Annotated in this window: 16 protein-coding genes; 12 read left to right on the forward strand and 4 right to left on the reverse strand. The window is 46.7% G+C overall.

Features of this window, described 5'->3' with window-relative positions; genetic code table 11:
- Positions 1-7: 7 nt before the first annotated feature.
- The 12 genes from gspC to J1781_RS03140 are packed head-to-tail and all read left to right on the forward strand — an operon-like array spanning position 8 to position 11,070.
- Positions 8-841, forward strand: coding sequence for a type II secretion system protein GspC (gene gspC / locus J1781_RS03085; protein WP_217233189.1), 834 nt, complete (start codon positions 8-10; stop codon positions 839-841).
- Positions 825-2,804 (forward strand): type II secretion system secretin GspD, encoded by a 1,980-nt coding sequence (gene gspD / locus J1781_RS03090; protein WP_217233190.1) that lies wholly within the window; start codon positions 825-827, stop codon positions 2,802-2,804. Before gspC ends, gspD begins: the two co-directional genes overlap by 17 nt.
- A 3-nt stretch (positions 2,805-2,807) precedes the next feature.
- The gene (gene gspE / locus J1781_RS03095; RefSeq protein WP_217219425.1) at positions 2,808-4,334 is read left to right on the forward strand and encodes a type II secretion system ATPase GspE; all 1,527 of its coding nucleotides are present in this window, start codon (positions 2,808-2,810) and stop codon (positions 4,332-4,334) included.
- The gene (gene gspF, locus J1781_RS03100) at positions 4,331-5,548 is read left to right on the forward strand and encodes a type II secretion system inner membrane protein GspF (RefSeq protein WP_217219426.1); all 1,218 of its coding nucleotides are present in this window, start codon (positions 4,331-4,333) and stop codon (positions 5,546-5,548) included. The genes gspE and gspF overlap by 4 nt, the downstream gene beginning before the upstream one ends.
- A 12-nt stretch (positions 5,549-5,560) precedes the next feature.
- Positions 5,561-6,016, forward strand: coding sequence for a type II secretion system major pseudopilin GspG (gene gspG / locus J1781_RS03105; protein WP_129955639.1), 456 nt, complete (start codon positions 5,561-5,563; stop codon positions 6,014-6,016).
- A gap of 2 nt (positions 6,017-6,018) precedes the next feature.
- Positions 6,019-6,540 (forward strand): type II secretion system minor pseudopilin GspH, encoded by a 522-nt coding sequence (gspH, locus tag J1781_RS03110; protein WP_217233191.1) that lies wholly within the window; start codon positions 6,019-6,021, stop codon positions 6,538-6,540.
- Positions 6,540-6,929 (forward strand): type II secretion system minor pseudopilin GspI, encoded by a 390-nt coding sequence (gene gspI / locus J1781_RS03115; protein WP_217233192.1) that lies wholly within the window; start codon positions 6,540-6,542, stop codon positions 6,927-6,929. The genes gspH and gspI overlap by 1 nt, the downstream gene beginning before the upstream one ends.
- Entirely contained in the window at positions 6,926-7,609 is a 684-nt protein-coding gene (gene gspJ, locus J1781_RS03120) for a type II secretion system minor pseudopilin GspJ (RefSeq protein ID WP_129955636.1), read from the forward strand. The genes gspI and gspJ overlap by 4 nt, the downstream gene beginning before the upstream one ends.
- Entirely contained in the window at positions 7,602-8,588 is a 987-nt protein-coding gene (gspK, locus tag J1781_RS03125) for a type II secretion system minor pseudopilin GspK (protein ID WP_217233193.1), read from the forward strand. Before gspJ ends, gspK begins: the two co-directional genes overlap by 8 nt.
- On the forward strand, positions 8,589-9,764 hold the full coding sequence (gspL, locus tag J1781_RS03130) for a type II secretion system protein GspL (RefSeq protein ID WP_217233194.1): 1,176 nt from the start codon (positions 8,589-8,591) through the stop codon (positions 9,762-9,764).
- Positions 9,761-10,219: a type II secretion system protein M gene (gspM, locus tag J1781_RS03135; RefSeq protein WP_217157462.1), complete on the forward strand. Its 459-nt coding sequence runs from the start codon at positions 9,761-9,763 to the stop codon at positions 10,217-10,219. The genes gspL and gspM overlap by 4 nt, the downstream gene beginning before the upstream one ends.
- Positions 10,220-10,257: 38 nt before the next feature.
- The gene (locus J1781_RS03140; RefSeq protein WP_238483458.1) at positions 10,258-11,070 is read left to right on the forward strand and encodes a prepilin peptidase; all 813 of its coding nucleotides are present in this window, start codon (positions 10,258-10,260) and stop codon (positions 11,068-11,070) included.
- Between the two features lie 11 nt (positions 11,071-11,081).
- Here J1781_RS03140 and bfr read toward each other — a convergent pair whose 3' ends face one another.
- The 4 genes from bfr to J1781_RS03160 all read right to left on the reverse strand — a co-directional run.
- The gene (bfr, locus tag J1781_RS03145; protein ID WP_129955631.1) at positions 11,082-11,561 is read right to left on the reverse strand and encodes a bacterioferritin; all 480 of its coding nucleotides are present in this window, start codon (positions 11,559-11,561) and stop codon (positions 11,082-11,084) included.
- 85 nt (positions 11,562-11,646) lie between these two features.
- Complete coding sequence (gene bfd / locus J1781_RS03150) at positions 11,647-11,841, reverse strand: bacterioferritin-associated ferredoxin (RefSeq protein ID WP_129992326.1); 195 nt, start codon at positions 11,839-11,841, stop codon at positions 11,647-11,649.
- Between the two features lie 185 nt (positions 11,842-12,026).
- On the reverse strand, positions 12,027-14,345 hold the full coding sequence (locus J1781_RS03155; protein ID WP_217233196.1) for a glycosyl hydrolase family 18 protein: 2,319 nt from the start codon (positions 14,343-14,345) through the stop codon (positions 12,027-12,029).
- A gap of 290 nt (positions 14,346-14,635) precedes the next feature.
- Positions 14,636-14,749, reverse strand: a 114-nt coding sequence (locus J1781_RS03160) for an EF-Tu C-terminal domain-related protein (RefSeq protein WP_455678424.1), incomplete at its 5' end; no start/stop codon positions are given.

The raw sequence follows: 14,749 nt of genomic DNA on the forward strand, positions 1-14,749 counted from the left end.
CCAACACATGTATGCCGCCTGGAATAAAGGACATTGGCCGAAGATATCATTGAAGATCGGAATGTTTATTCTCATAACATTCACCTGCATAATGATTTGTTGCTCAATAATCGCTGTTACTGTACTAAATAGCCGGGAAAGCATTAAGAGCATACCCAAGACCTCCGGTGAGGCCAAAACGCTTGTAAATATACCGGGCACACTCTTTGAGAAACCCAAAAAATCAGCGATTAAAGAGGTAACTCCGCCACCCGCCGTGAGCGTGAAACTCCCCTTACTCCTTAAGGGCGTTCTGACAAGTACTGACACCCAGCGCTCACTGGCTATCCTCCAGGGGCCGTCAGGTCAACAAAGTTATCGTGAAGGCGAAAAGCTCGCTGATGTGGAAAATGCTTACTTGCAGTCGGTAAAAGCAGATGAAGTTCAAATACGAACTCCCAGGGGAATAGCGATTTTATACCTCAATGATAAATCTCGGGAAAATAAACATCTTAAACCAGAAAAAGAGAAGGCTAACAAAGAACATGCAAAATACTTAATGCATTATTTAGTTGCCAACCCCATATATAAAGATGAGAAACTTACAGGTTATAGATTTAACCCCAGAACGAACAGTAATATTTATCTTAGAGCGGGACTTATTCCCGGTGAGGTCGTCATTAAAATAAACGGACAACCTCTTGACGACACCGCAACAGCAGATAAATACATTGAACAACTGGCAAGCCTGAGGGATGTACAACTTACCGTTCTGAGAGAAAGCCAACTTCAGAATATCTATATAAATTTAGCCACTATCGAAACATCGTTGGATACTGAAAGTCATGAAGAAGTTCATTAACCCTCTCTTAGTAAAGGCATGCATATTATTTGCTACCCTTCCAGGAATTGTACATGCGGAAGAATTTACTGCGAGTTTTAAGGGCACGGATATTAAAGAGTTTATTGATACGGTAAGCAAAAATCTGAATAAAACTATTCTTATCGATCCTTCCGTGCAGGGGACTGTTTCTGTCAGAAGTTATGATGTCTTGAATGAAGAACAATACTATCAATTTTTCCTAAGTGTGCTGGATATCTATGGTTTTGCGGTGATCCCCATGGATAACGGGCTACTGAAGGTCGTACGTTCAGCGAATGCCAAAATGTCTGGTGTTCCCGTCGCGGATAAAAACAGTCCCGGTAAGGGAGATGAAATTGTTACCCGCGTCATTACGCTTCTTAACGTGCCGGTCAGAGAACTGGCGCCTTTGCTTCGCCAGATGAATGACAGTACAGGCGTAGGGAATGTTGTTCATTACGAACCCTCCAATGTTTTGCTTCTGACTGGCCGGGCATCGGTGGTCAACCGGCTCATTAATCTGGTCGAACGCGTTGACGCGATGGGCAACCAGCAAAGACAAACCATCAAACTAAAATATGCTTCTGCTCCCGAAATGGCTGAGATGATGAACAACCTGGTTCGTGAAGAATCAAAAGGACAATCATCATCCATATTACAAGCCAAAATTGTCGCCGATGAAAGAACCAACACGCTCATTGTCAGCGGGCCAGAGAGCGTACGAAGCCGCGCAGCAAAACTGGTTAATCAGCTGGATAAAGACCGGTCTTCTCAGGGCAACACCCGTGTTTTCTATCTGAAATATGCCAAAGCGGAAAAGATCGTTCCCGTTCTGACAGGCATTACTCAGGAGATGAAAGAAGGCAAAACTGCTCAGACTTCGGCAGCCTCTAACAAACCTATGAGCATCACGGCTGATGAGCAAACCAACTCCATCGTTATTACTGCTCAGCAAGATGTGATGCAGTCACTTGAGCAGGTCATCACCAAGCTTGATATCCGCCGGGCACAGGTGCTAGTCGAGGCCATTATTGTTGAAGTACAGGATGGTAACGGGCTCAATTTGGGTATCCAGTGGAGTAACAACCAGGTTGGTGGAACACAATTTACCGGTACAGGCGCGCCAATATCGACCGTTGCACCCGGAGTACGTCAGTACAAAAAAGAAGGCGTTATCAGCAGCGATAACCCTCTGAGCAGCACTTTGCAGACCTTCAATGGCATGACCGCAGGCTTCTTTAGCGGTGACTGGAACGTCTTACTCACTGCGTTATCTACCAGTAATAAAAACGATATTCTTGCCACGCCAAGCATTGTCACCCTTGATAATAAAGAAGCCTCATTCAATGTCGGTCAGGAAGTCCCTTCCCTTTCCGGCTCACAAACCACGTCTGGCGATAACATTTATAGCAGTGTGGTTTACAAAACCGTCGGCACAAAATTAAAGGTCACACCGCAGATCAATGAAGGTGACTCTGTCCTGATGGACATCGAACAGGAAGTTTCCAGCGTTGATACTTCAACTAACTCGACTCTTGGCCCCACCTTCAATACCCGAACCATTTCTAATGCCGTGCTGGTTCGTACGGGTGAAACTGTGGTTCTGGGCGGCTTACTGGATGACAGCACCAAAGAAACCAAATCCAAAGTGCCGCTGTTGGGTGATATCCCATGGGTAGGCAATTTGTTCCGCTACACCAGCACTGAATCAGCAAAACGTAATCTGATGGTATTTATCAGGCCGACCATTATTCGCGATGATGAAGTTTACTCTTCCCTTTCCAATAAGAAATATTCGCATTTTCAAAAGATTCAGAAAACACGTCAGGCTGAAGATCATGAAGATCTGCTCACACCCAATACTCGTTCTGTTTTGCCTGACTACCCTGAGAATAAAGCGCCAAAAACCGCCATACCGGCCACGCCTAATACCGGCAAACCTCGTAATCCGTTTAGTGGATAAGCCATGAACAAGGATAACGAATTGTCACAAAAATCCGCTGTAGAACAATCAGTTCCTGTTCTGCCTTATGCTTATGCCAAACAAAAAGGCGTCACGCGGCTTAATGACGTGCTTTTTTGCCGTCAGGACATTTCAGTGGAAACCCTGCTCGAGGCACGTCGGGTTATGGGGGAAATAACGTCAGTCGAAATAGTGGAAACTACGCTGTTCGATGAAAAGTTATCCGCAACCTATCAGCGTAGCAGCGGCGAATCGCAACAAATTATTGATGATATTGATAACGAGGTCGATCTTCTGTCTTTGTCTGAGGAATTACCGGATAACGAAGATCTGCTGGCCAGTGATGAGAATTCGCCGATCATCCGCCTGATTAATGCAGTGCTTTCTGAAGCCGTCAAAGAGGGCGCTTCGGATATTCATATCGAAACCTTCGAACGCATGCTCAGTATCCGGTTTCGTATCGACGGTGTATTACGGCAAATCCTGCAACCTGCCCGCAAGCTGGCGCCTTTTCTGGTATCGCGTATCAAGGTGATGGCAAAACTGGACATCGCCGAAAAACGTTTACCTCAGGATGGGCGTATTTCGCTACGTATTGGTCACCGGGCGATCGATATCCGCGTATCGACCATTCCTGCTCAATATGGTGAACGTGTCGTGATGCGTCTTCTGGATAAAAATAATTTATGCCTCGATATTTCACAACTGGGTCTGTCTACGCAGGATGAACAACAGCTGTCGGCATTAATCCATAAACCTCACGGGATTATTCTGGTCACCGGGCCGACTGGCTCAGGTAAAAGCACGACCCTGTACGCCGTTCTCTCGGCCCTCAACAATAACGAGCGTAACATTCTCACCGTCGAAGACCCGATTGAGTATGAACTGGAAGGTGTGGGGCAAACACAAGTTAACCCCCGCGTCGATATGACATTTGCTCTCGGTTTGCGGGCGATTTTGCGTCAGGACCCGGATGTCGTCATGGTCGGTGAGATCCGCGATAATGAAACAGCTCAAATCGCGGTACAAGCTTCACTGACCGGCCATCTGGTGATGTCAACCTTGCATACGAATAGTGCCGTCGGTGCCATCACCCGCTTACGGGATATGGGTCTGGAGCCTTTCCTTCTCGCCTCTTCGTTATTAGGTGTAGTAGCTCAGCGACTTGTGCGACGTCTGTGTCCGCATTGTGCACGGCCGTTCCCGTTAGAGGAGTCTCACCTTCCTTTATTCCACTTTCTGCCTGAGCCACCCTCCTCTGTTTTTAAAGCTGTAGGATGTTCTCATTGCCATTTCACAGGCTATAAAGGCAGGGCCGCCATCCACGAATGTATGGTGGTTGATAACGCTATACGTCAGGCAATTCATGAGAATCAGGATGAATTTTCCATTGAGAATATTCATCGCAAAACCGCCCGAAGCTTGCGGGAAAATGGCCTGCTTAAAGCCATCAGCGGCGAGACTACACTGGAAGAAGTGATCAGAGTTACTGCTGAACAAGAGATAGCGACACAGGGAACAATCTCATGAGTCGCTTCGCCTTTCATGCTACCTCCCCGACGGGCAAAACGCAGCGGGGAGTCATTGACGCTGATTCTCTGCGTCTGGCGCGTCAGATTGTGCGTGAGCGGGGTTTAACACTTATTGAAATAAAGCCGGTTGGCAACCCGCTGATAGCTGGAAATAGTAAAAGTAAGGGATTGAAAACGCGTGTCCCCTCACATGCTGTTTCACTGTTTTCGCGCCAGCTCGCCACATTAACCAATGCAGCCCTGCCCGTAGAAGCCGCACTTGCCGTCATTGCCCGGCAAACCGAGCACGCCGGACTGACGCAAGTGCTCACCACCGTTCGTAACAAAGTGGTGGAAGGGCATACACTTGCCGATGCGTTATCTGATTTTCCTCGCATATTTGATCCGATGTTCAGGACTCTGGTCACCGCAGGTGAAAGAACGGGTCAACTCGGCACCGTACTGGAGAAAATGGCGGATTATTATGAAATCCGCCAGCAGATCAAAAGCAAGTTGTCACAAGCCATGATCTATCCGGCCATGCTCACCCTGGTTGCCATTCTGGTGATCGTCATTTTACTGGTTGCCGTTGTCCCGCAAATCATTGAGCAGTTTGTGCATATGAAACATACGCTGCCTGTGACCACCCGTATTTTAATCGGTGTCAGCGGTTTCCTGGAACGTGAATGGTGGCTGATTGCCATCGTGGTTATCGCTGGCATCGGTACCTTCAGGCTAGCTCTGCGCCGTAAAAATAATCGTATGCGTTTTCATACGATGTTGCTTGGCGTTGTCGTGGTCGGGCCGCTGATCAGGGCCATCAATAGTGCCCGATATGCCCGCACTCTCAGTATCTTGCAATCGAGCGGTGTTCCTTTACTTGATGCGATGAAAATCTCAACAGAAGGGATAACTAACCTGCGGATCCATTATTTACTTACTCAGGCGGCAGAACATGTTCGTCAGGGCAGTTCGCTGTTTGCTGTTCTGGAACAAACCCGTCTCTTCCCTCCCATGATGCTTTACATGATTGCTTCCGGCGAGCAAAGCGGACGTCTTGGCGAGCTTATGGCACACGCGGCCGACAATCAGGACAAGCTGATGCAGCACCGGCTTTCAATGGTATTAGCACTGTTTGAACCCCTGCTGATTGTCACGATGGCCAGTATTGTTTTGTTCATCATCATGTCGATTTTACAACCGATTCTCCAGCTTAATAATCTGGTCAGTTAAAGGTACAACTCAATGTTAAATACTCAAAAAAATCATCCCGTTATTCCTAAGAAGCAACAAGGTTTTACATTAATCGAACTGATGGTGGTTATCGTCATTCTCGGCGTGCTGGCGGCGCTCGTTGTTCCTAATGTCATGGGCAACAAAGAACGGGCTGATACACAAAAAGCCGTCAGCGATATCGTCGCCCTCGAGAACGCCCTCGACATGTATAAGCTGGATAACCATCGCTATCCGACAACCGAACAAACTCTGGAAGCTCTTGTCACTTTACCTACCCTGAGTCCATTACCAACCAATTACCGTAATGACGGGTATATAAAGCGTTTACCCGCTGACCCCTGGGGCAACGAATACATGTTAGTCAGCCCGGGTGAACATGGGGCTATCGATGTTTTTTCTGCCGGGCCTGACAGTGAGCCCAACACTGCGGATGACATCAAGAACTGGGTTGAGAAGGATCAGTAACTTTGTCCGCAGCCAAACAATCCGGCTTTACGCTGCTGGAAATACTGATGGTGTTGGCTATTTTCGCTATTGCAGCAGGGGTAGTCATCATGGTTTTACCGTCTGACAACTCACAAATCCAACGCGCTGAGCAAATGAAAACAGTGATGGAATATGCTTCTGAGCGTGCCGTGTTGGAAGGAAAGCCGCTCGGGATTTCTTTAACGGCCGGCGCTTATCGGTTTGTGGTTTTAGGTGGCACGCTACCGTTAATACCACAAACACGTGAGCCTCAGTGGGAAGAGATTGAATCTTCCCGCATGCCTGTCAGCGGTGAATTAGCGGGAAACGAAACCCTTTCGCTCAGCCCGTTCGCACTCAATAAATCAATCAACCGTCCACCACAGATTGTTTTTATGCCCGACGGAACACTTTCAGTATTTGAACTCAGTTTCACTTCGTCTGCATCGGAACCGGCTTGTTGCAGCATCATTTCTGAAGGACGACTGCCACTGATATTACATGTCAGAAGGTCTGAAAAATAATGTGCATATCTTCAACACCTGACGCTAAAAATCAGCAAGGTATGACCCTGATAGAAGTGATCATTGCCCTTGGCATCTTTGCCACGGCTGCGCTGGCGTTACTGAACAGTATGAGTTCGCAAATGAGCGCTGTAGACCATCTGCAAACTTCTCTCTTTGCCAGCTGGGTTGCTGAAAATACGCTGATAGAAGCACAGATCAAATCTGCGAAAAAAGAAAAAGGACAAGTGGCACTGGCCGGCCAGGAGTGGTTCGTTGAACAGCAAGTCACACAAGATAAAGACAACAAAATTAGCCAGAACCAGGTACAGGTTTTTCAGGCTGAAGATACACGTTCGCCGCTCCTTTCCGTTAGCAGCTGGACTCAGATAATGGCAAAAAAACCATGAGCAGCCAGCCGGTAGGCAAACAACAGGGGTTCACGCTGATTGAAGTTATGATTGCGATGGCGATATTTGCACTATTAAGCCTGCTGGCTTATCAGATCCTTTCCGCATCCGTAAAAAACAGTGAAATGGCGCAAGAACACACGGCAAGACTGACCGCGATTCAGACAGCATTTTCTTTGATGGAACGGGATCTCACCCAGATATTGCCCCGGAAAATCGCTGAGAAAGAGGCTTTTTTATCCGCCTCTGAGACGTCATTAAGTTTTACTACCATTGGTAGTTATTCTGCCTCAGCACCCTTATCTGCCAGTGACCTTATCCAGGCTACCTGGACATTTACCCACCACACACTAACGCGAAGTGCACAATCTCTTCCTTCCCGGCCACTGAAAGATTCTTCACCGATTCCCGCCGTTACCCTGCTGACAGGTGTGAACTCTCTGCATTGGCGATTCTATTCCGGCAACTGGAGCAATAACTGGAACAATAAGAATGCTTTTCCCAACGTTATTGAACTCGTTGTCACGCTGGACGACATAGGAGAAATACGTCGGTTATTTCTTCTGCCTCAAACCATTGAGGAGATGAATACTGAATCAGCGGAAAAAGCGCCGGAGCAAAGCGGTACGGAATCCGCCGCTCCGATGCCCTTAAACGGGGAGAGCGTCATTAATGAGTAAGCAACAAGGTGTAGCACTACTGATTGTTTTAATGATCCTTGCCATTATGGCTGCATTGGCAGCAAAAATGACGCTGCAATTTCAGGTCAGCCATCAGCGCCAAAGCTGGTTGCTCAATCAACAGCAATTACGCTGGCTAACCTTTGCCGCCGAAGAAATTGCTTTGCCGCAACTTCGAAATGAAATGATTGAAAATCCTACCCGCAACAGTCTTGATCTATTTGCTGTTCAGCAAGGTAACTTCACCGGACAGGACGGGTTTTCAGTGGACTATATTATTGCGGATGGACAAAACTGTTTTAACCTTAACAGCCTGCGTAATAACGCACCTGATACGAAGTCAGAGGATGAACCGTACAATACGCAGGTACTGAAACAGCTTCTTCTCAATGCGCAGGCAACATCCGTTGAAACTGAGCGGTTCGTTGATACTCTCAGCGATTATCTGGATGCCGATAACGAGGCCCGAACTTCCGGTGCTGAATCCGGGTATTACGAAACGCTGGCAATGCCCCGCGCTGCAGCTAACCAACGTCTTTTTTCCCTGAATGAACTGGCGTTACTCCCCGATCTTCCTCGTCTGCCACTCAACCAGATCCGCCAACAGCTTTGCATCCTCCCCGAAGAGTCTCAGCAAATTAACATCAATACGCTGACCGAAGAGCAGGCCCCCCTGTTGAGCGCCTTATTTATGGGAGGGATTAATCAGGAGGACGCGATGGCATTAATTTCAGCGCGGCCACGCAGAGGCTGGGTTTCTGTTGACGCTTTTCTGAAAGAGGCAAAAAAACAGCGATTTACGCTGGAAATCCAAAGCAGTCAATTAAAGCCTCTGCTGACGGTACGCAGCCAGTACTTCGTACTCTATACGCTAGGGCGGTTTGAAGAACAGCAAAATGCTATGACCAGTTTTGTGCAATTCAATCCAAAGGATTCAAAAATCACAATTTATCAGCGACGCTATCGGGTAATTGAGTAAATGGAACAACTTCATCTGGCCAACAGGCTATTTATCAGGGCTGGCACTTCGCCAGAGCACTCAGTTTATTGGTTCACGGATCAGGCAGAATGTGATGAAGATATTCATTGCCTGCCGGATACAGGACATTTATCAGCACTCGCCACACAACCTGCGGCACAAAATGTTTGTCTGTTCATCCCGGCCAGTGACGTCATTTTTCGCCAGATCGTACTGCCTCAGCGCGCGAGTAAAATTACCCGCCAGACGATTGGTTATCTGACTGAGGAAAGTATTGCCGGCGATATCGACACATTGCATTGGGTGGAACTTTATCGTGAAGAGCAGACACTATTTGTGGCGGGTATTGAAGCAGATTATTTAAAAAATTGTCTGCAGCGATTTAGCGATGCAGGACTGACAATAAAGCACATTTATATTGATGCCTTGCTGCTGCCATGGCATGAAGAAGGCTGGTCGATAATGAGGCTTGATGAGCACTGGATCCTTCGACAATCACAATACTCAGGCTGCCAGGTTGAGCAGGTCTTGCTCGATACGCTGCTTAAAATTGCAATGCCGGAAACCTTATATTATTACGGGGAGGAACAAGAAATCTCTTCTGACTGGGTACGCGCTGACCTGCCTTTCCATCCCCTGATTATGATGAAAAATAATTCTTCATCTGCAGTAAACCTGCTGCAGGGAGAGTTCGCCGTGCGTAAAGAGGAACCCGCCTGGGGGCGGCATCTTCAACGGGTGGCAGCAAGCATGATGATATTCACGGTAATAGTGATGATCAGTGCCAAACTTTTTACCTGGTGGCAGGTTTCACAGCAAGAATCGTTACTGAAAAACGAGATGCTGGCACTGCATCAGACCTGGTTTCCGCAGGACAAGCACACCCGTAATGTAAAGTTCTATTTTGAACAAAATATCAAAAAGGCGCCCACGGCCTTTCTTCCTGCACTGGCGAAGCTCACCGCTTACCAGCAGGAGATCCCGCAAATTACCATCGATAAATTAGATTTTCAGCAAAAGACCAAGCAGTTCACCCTGCAGGTGACGACTGATGACCGGGCAGCGATTGATGATTTTGTCGAACGGACAGACAGCGATTTTCACTTTGCTATTTCAAATTTAGCTACGTCCTCAGCGGGCATCACCGCTACGCTGACTCAGCGGAGTAATTCATGAAACAGTGGCTGATGCTTAAAGATAAACGAGAAAGATGGCTAATACTGATTGCCGCGTTTCTATTGGCAGTGGCTTGTGTCTGGTACGGCATTTTGACCCCGCTCAACAGCCGGATCGCCCAATCCCGGGTACGGATCAACACGCAACACCACCAGCTTGAATGGATGGTTCAGCAGACACAACAGCTCGGCGCGCCTTCAGGAGGGAAGGTCCAGAAAGATAAACTGACGGAAGCCATCAATACCTCAGCGACACATTTATCCCTGCAATTGCCTCAGCTCCTCGCAGACGAACGGGGGATTACCCTCAGCTACGAGCAGATTTCTTACGCTGCACTTTTGCGCTGGCTTGAAGTTCTCAGCCAGGAATACGGTATTCAGGTCGTGGCGATAACGATAGTTACGGGGACCGGGCAAACAGGCAGCGTAAGTGTTCCACAACTCACACTACGCTAAGCAGCAAAGCATTTCACATGAGCGAGGGATGGCAGCACATGGCACATATCACTTCATTATACGGCGGATTTTATCATACCGCTGTCGCCATATTAGGGTTGCTGATGGGCAGTTTCTTGAACGTTGTCGTCTATCGCCTGCCGCTGATGATTCAAAACAGCGGCGCACCGGCCGGCAGTCGCTTCAATCTGAGTTTTCCGGCATCGCACTGTCCGGCCTGTAAACATTCACTGAAATACTGGCAAAACATACCCTTGCTGAGCTGGCTACTGTTAAGAGGAAGATGTCATTATTGTGGTATCGCTATTTCAAAGAGATACCCTTTCACTGAAATCATTTGCGCAGCCCTGTTTCTCGGCATCTCCTTCTTATTTGTAACCCCCGTGAGCCTGGTAAGTGCACTGCTATTGTTCTGGTTTCTTTTGGCGCTAAGCCTGATAGACCTCGCCACTTACCTGCTTCCGGACCGGCTGACGCTGCCATTACTCTGGGCCGGGTTACTCATTCACTCCGTAGCGGGCAATGTTTCGCTTCAGGATTCAGTCTATGGTGCTGCTGCCGGCTATATTGCACTGTGGACTTTATACTGGGGAGTCAAATTAGTCAGTGGCAAAGATGGGATGGGATATGGTGATTTCAAACTATTGGCGGCGCTAGGAGCCTGGGTCGGCTGGCAGATGTTACCCTGTTTGTGCATTCTGGCCGCGGTGACAGGCATTGTGTTCGCGCTGATCCGTGTGGTTTTTTACAAATTGTCGGGGCAAATACCTTTCGGCCCCTGCCTGGCTCTGGCAGGCGCACTGGTTTACATCAGCCAGGAAAGCAAAACCCTCTGGCTGATGTTTAGCTAAAACACCCGAGATTATTGCGACTCTTCTTTCAGCTGAGACTGGATATAATTCTGAATACCAATACGTCCGATCAGTTCCAGTTCAGTTTCCAGCCAGTCGATGTGGTGCTCTTCATCCGCAAGGATAGTAATCATTAAATCGCGGCTGACGTAATCATGCACCGAGTCGGCATAAGCAATGCCTTCGCGTAAATCCTTCGCCCCTTCCAACTCCAGCAGCAAATCAGACTTCAGCATTTCCTCAACATCTTCGCCGATATTGAGCTTGCCAAGATCCTGCAAGTTAGGAATGCCTTCCAGGAAAAGGATCCGCTCAATATAGATATCGGCGTGCTTCATTTCATCGATGGATTCGTGATATTCGATACCGTTGAGGCGCATCAGCCCCCAGTTCTTAAACATGCGGGCATGCAAAAAATACTGATTGATGGCAACCAGTTCATTTCCAAGAAGTTTATTGAGGTGAGCAATGACTTTTTTATCGCCTTTCATAGGTAACTCCTCCGTTCCGGTACCTAAAGCGTAGATCCGGTTCAGAGTAAGTCAAAGAAAACACCTACTTTTTAGCGATGTATTTTCAGGCGATATTGTCTAGCTGCGGTATCTGCTGTAATTCGTCTTCCATTATCTGGCGCGCAACACGTACACACTTACCGCACTGCGTACCCACAGGAACAAAGTTTCTGAGTTGCTGAAACGTCTGAGGCTGATAACGACGAACCACCTGCCGTATCGTTTTATCACTGACACTGTTGCATAAACACACGTACATAGAAACCACACATCGCATAAAACTTAAGCTAACTGTAAATGAGAATGGTTAGTATTGCAAATCTCATCGCCAACAAATTTCTGGTCACCGTACTTGCAGAAAAGGGCCGGTCCCCGTCGGGAAGCCAGCCCTTACCTTCATGTTATTGCATTATTCTTAAATCCATATCTCATGAAAATGAAATATTACTTTTTCAGCACTTCCGGTGTAACTGTCAGATGCGATAACACTTTCAGACGTTTTGCGCCTGGCGTGTTTCCATCGGCAAGAACAAGTGAAAACTCGTCGCCTGCTTTTGCTCTCGCAAAATCATAGGTTGAATAAAAGTGATTAAACGAAAGCTCCGCATACCCATCGCTATATTGACTGGTATTCTTACCCACGAGATCCATCTTATAAAATGACTGTGAAAGTTCCGAACTGGTGACTTTGCCATTGCTGTCTTTATGGTCAATAACCAGATTCAGGTATTGCCGTGATTGTACAAGATCCTTGTCAAGGTCCACATTGAAGGTTAATTTCCCCTGGTGTTCATCAAAATACGTTTTATGCACATCCTGAATCTCAGCAGTATTGAGCATGTCCTGGGTCGCGGTGAAACTGCCATAAACTTTACTCTCATCTTCGGCATCAACAATACTGACTACCACCCCAGGCTCAACAAACATACTGACCGATAGACAGCGAGAAATAATGTCACCCCCTGTATCTTTACTGGCACAGAAAGTAGCACCTTCACCTTTTCCGAAATCCCATATTATGGTTTCTTTGGCTGTTGGGCTTGGGACCAGAAGCTTGAAGTTTTTGTTATTATAACTCGAGCGATCCATATCCCACTTAACCACGAGAGAAGCCTTGTCATTTGCAATGTCACGCCCCGCCTGTAAGTTTGTAATATGTGGCTCATCAACAGGTTTAGACAGAACACTTTTAACAATGGCGCCTAATTCATGGGATGAAGTATCACCACTCAGATCCCATATTATTGCCCCACCGAAACCCTGTGCATTAATGTAATCTACTTTTTCCTGAACCGACTGCGGATCATCATAGGTGATAAATTCTTTTGTTTTAGCATTATAAAGATAAGGCACACCAGATTCGCTATCCCAATAACGGGCATAATCCGCATTGGCCAGTTTATCTTTCAGTACATACCATGGATTGGTTCCGGTAAATTCTCCGACATCATCCCATGCACCATGAATCGACGCAGAACCCGTTGCGAACAGACCTGGAAGACCAGGGATGATTTGAGTGGCTGCCACATCGCCCCATGCACGACCATAATAAGGAATACCCATCATCAGCTTACTCTTCGGAACCTGCCAGGTGGTGGCGTATTCATGCATTGCTGAGGAGACATTGAGTTTAGGATCAGCATCCTGGCGGTTGGCATATAATGGAGCATTATGACCGGTGATAGGATCAAATGCGCCGTGTATGTCATAGGCCATGACGTTTACTGAATCCAGCAGTGGCGTAGTTTCGGCAGGGTTTATGAATTCTATATTCTTATGATTCGTGGTGACGGCTGCCGATAACTGGAAATAAATATCATTTTGCAAACCAGCAGTATCGAGCTTGCTGCGTAAAACTTTAATCAGGTTGGTAAATTGCGCTTTTTCCTGATCATTATCTGGATATTCCCAGTCAATATCTACGCCATGGAATTTCCATTTCAGCACATAATCTACAATACTTTGCGCTAAACGTTCAGTACCTTCCTGGGTTGCTGTTGCCGCTTCGAACACACCTTCTTGTGAATTATCCCACCCGCCTATTGATAACATATTAGTGATACCGCGGTAGTTGGCGATATCCGCAATTTCTTTCATCAACTCTGGCGCTTTAGCCGTATCATGAGCCGTAATGACACCATTCTTTATCACAGCAAAACCATAGTTCAGATGTGAAATCTGGTCAGTCGCAATCTTATCCGGTGTAAAGTAGTTATGAGCCTCGTAAACTCCCCACTCAGGGAAATACCCGATAACTTTCCGCTGAGCGGCAACTTTGGCCTTAGTGTCTGCCTGATACTGCAGTGCTTTTTCCCCAGTCCATGGCGTAAAATAGTAAGTCCCTAAAATATTAGACTGAAGGTTTGTTGGCTCACCTTTCAACCAGACTGAATTTTCGCCAGGAACTTCTCCCGGATTCGCCCACCATTGGTTTGTCCAGTAGTAGCCATTGTAGCGAACTTTTGTTTGAGGGGTGCTGTATGCCTTATCCGCATCATAGCTCGGGGTATTGATAACGTTATAATCTAAATTCGCAACAACAACCGTTTCCCTGCCAGGGAAATTATTCCCTACCCCGTATGATTCTCCATCAGTGGTAGTTCCAAATACTAACCAGGTTGCACCATTATCTGTTGTGCGCATCATAGTGGCACCATTGGTGCCCTCAATCTGGTTGGTATCATCATTGGCTTTTAATTCTGCCATTGCTGAGGCAGAAACGAGAGACAACGACACCAATGCGGCGATATATTTCAGCTTCATAAATAATCCTTATTTATATATCCAATATTAATAGAATGACTGATAATTTCCATTATCAAAATAATCATACCAATTATTATTTTTTGTGAATAATTCAAATAAAGTATATGAAAGCATCTTTGATACATTAAAAGTATATTTAAATTATTTAATAATGAGAGGGATTGAGAATATACGCCACGTTAATATATGCAGGATCTATTTTTAATAGATAAAAATAACGAGAGGAAATATATGATATAAAAAAAGGGTGCCGAAGCACCCTTTTATTTTGCATAAACTATCAGCGATTAAGCGATAACTTTAGCAACAACACCAGCACCTACAGTACGGCCGCCTTCACGGATTGCGAAACGCAGACCGTCATCCATCGCGATTGGGTGGATCAGCGTAACAACCATGTT

The sequence above is a fragment of the Rahnella perminowiae genome, from assembly GCF_019049695.1.
In the GTDB taxonomy this organism is placed as follows: Bacteria; Pseudomonadota; Gammaproteobacteria; order Enterobacterales; family Enterobacteriaceae; genus Rahnella; species Rahnella perminowiae.

What these genes read in the sequence shown, in the direction of transcription:
- gspD (WP_217233190.1), top strand. Translation starts at nt 825, where the DNA reads ATGAAGAAGTTCATTAACCCTCTCTTAGTAAAGGCATGCATATTATTT.
- gspG (WP_129955639.1), top strand. Translation starts at nt 5,561, where the DNA reads ATGTTAAATACTCAAAAAAATCATCCCGTTATTCCTAAGAAGCAACAA.
- gspM (WP_217157462.1), top strand. Translation starts at nt 9,761, where the DNA reads ATGAAACAGTGGCTGATGCTTAAAGATAAACGAGAAAGATGGCTAATA.
- gspK (WP_217233193.1), top strand. Translation starts at nt 7,602, where the DNA reads ATGAGTAAGCAACAAGGTGTAGCACTACTGATTGTTTTAATGATCCTT.
- gspF (WP_217219426.1), top strand. Translation starts at nt 4,331, where the DNA reads ATGAGTCGCTTCGCCTTTCATGCTACCTCCCCGACGGGCAAAACGCAG.
- J1781_RS03140 (WP_238483458.1), top strand. Translation starts at nt 10,258, where the DNA reads ATGGCACATATCACTTCATTATACGGCGGATTTTATCATACCGCTGTC.
- gspL (WP_217233194.1), top strand. Translation starts at nt 8,589, where the DNA reads ATGGAACAACTTCATCTGGCCAACAGGCTATTTATCAGGGCTGGCACT.
- bfd (WP_129992326.1), bottom strand. Translation starts at nt 11,841, where the DNA reads ATGTACGTGTGTTTATGCAACAGTGTCAGTGATAAAACGATACGGCAG.
- J1781_RS03155 (WP_217233196.1), bottom strand. Translation starts at nt 14,345, where the DNA reads ATGAAGCTGAAATATATCGCCGCATTGGTGTCGTTGTCTCTCGTTTCT.
- gspI (WP_217233192.1), top strand. Translation starts at nt 6,540, where the DNA reads ATGTGCATATCTTCAACACCTGACGCTAAAAATCAGCAAGGTATGACC.
- gspC (WP_217233189.1), top strand. Translation starts at nt 8, where the DNA reads ATGTATGCCGCCTGGAATAAAGGACATTGGCCGAAGATATCATTGAAG.
- gspE (WP_217219425.1), top strand. Translation starts at nt 2,808, where the DNA reads ATGAACAAGGATAACGAATTGTCACAAAAATCCGCTGTAGAACAATCA.
- bfr (WP_129955631.1), bottom strand. Translation starts at nt 11,561, where the DNA reads ATGAAAGGCGATAAAAAAGTCATTGCTCACCTCAATAAACTTCTTGGA.
- gspJ (WP_129955636.1), top strand. Translation starts at nt 6,926, where the DNA reads ATGAGCAGCCAGCCGGTAGGCAAACAACAGGGGTTCACGCTGATTGAA.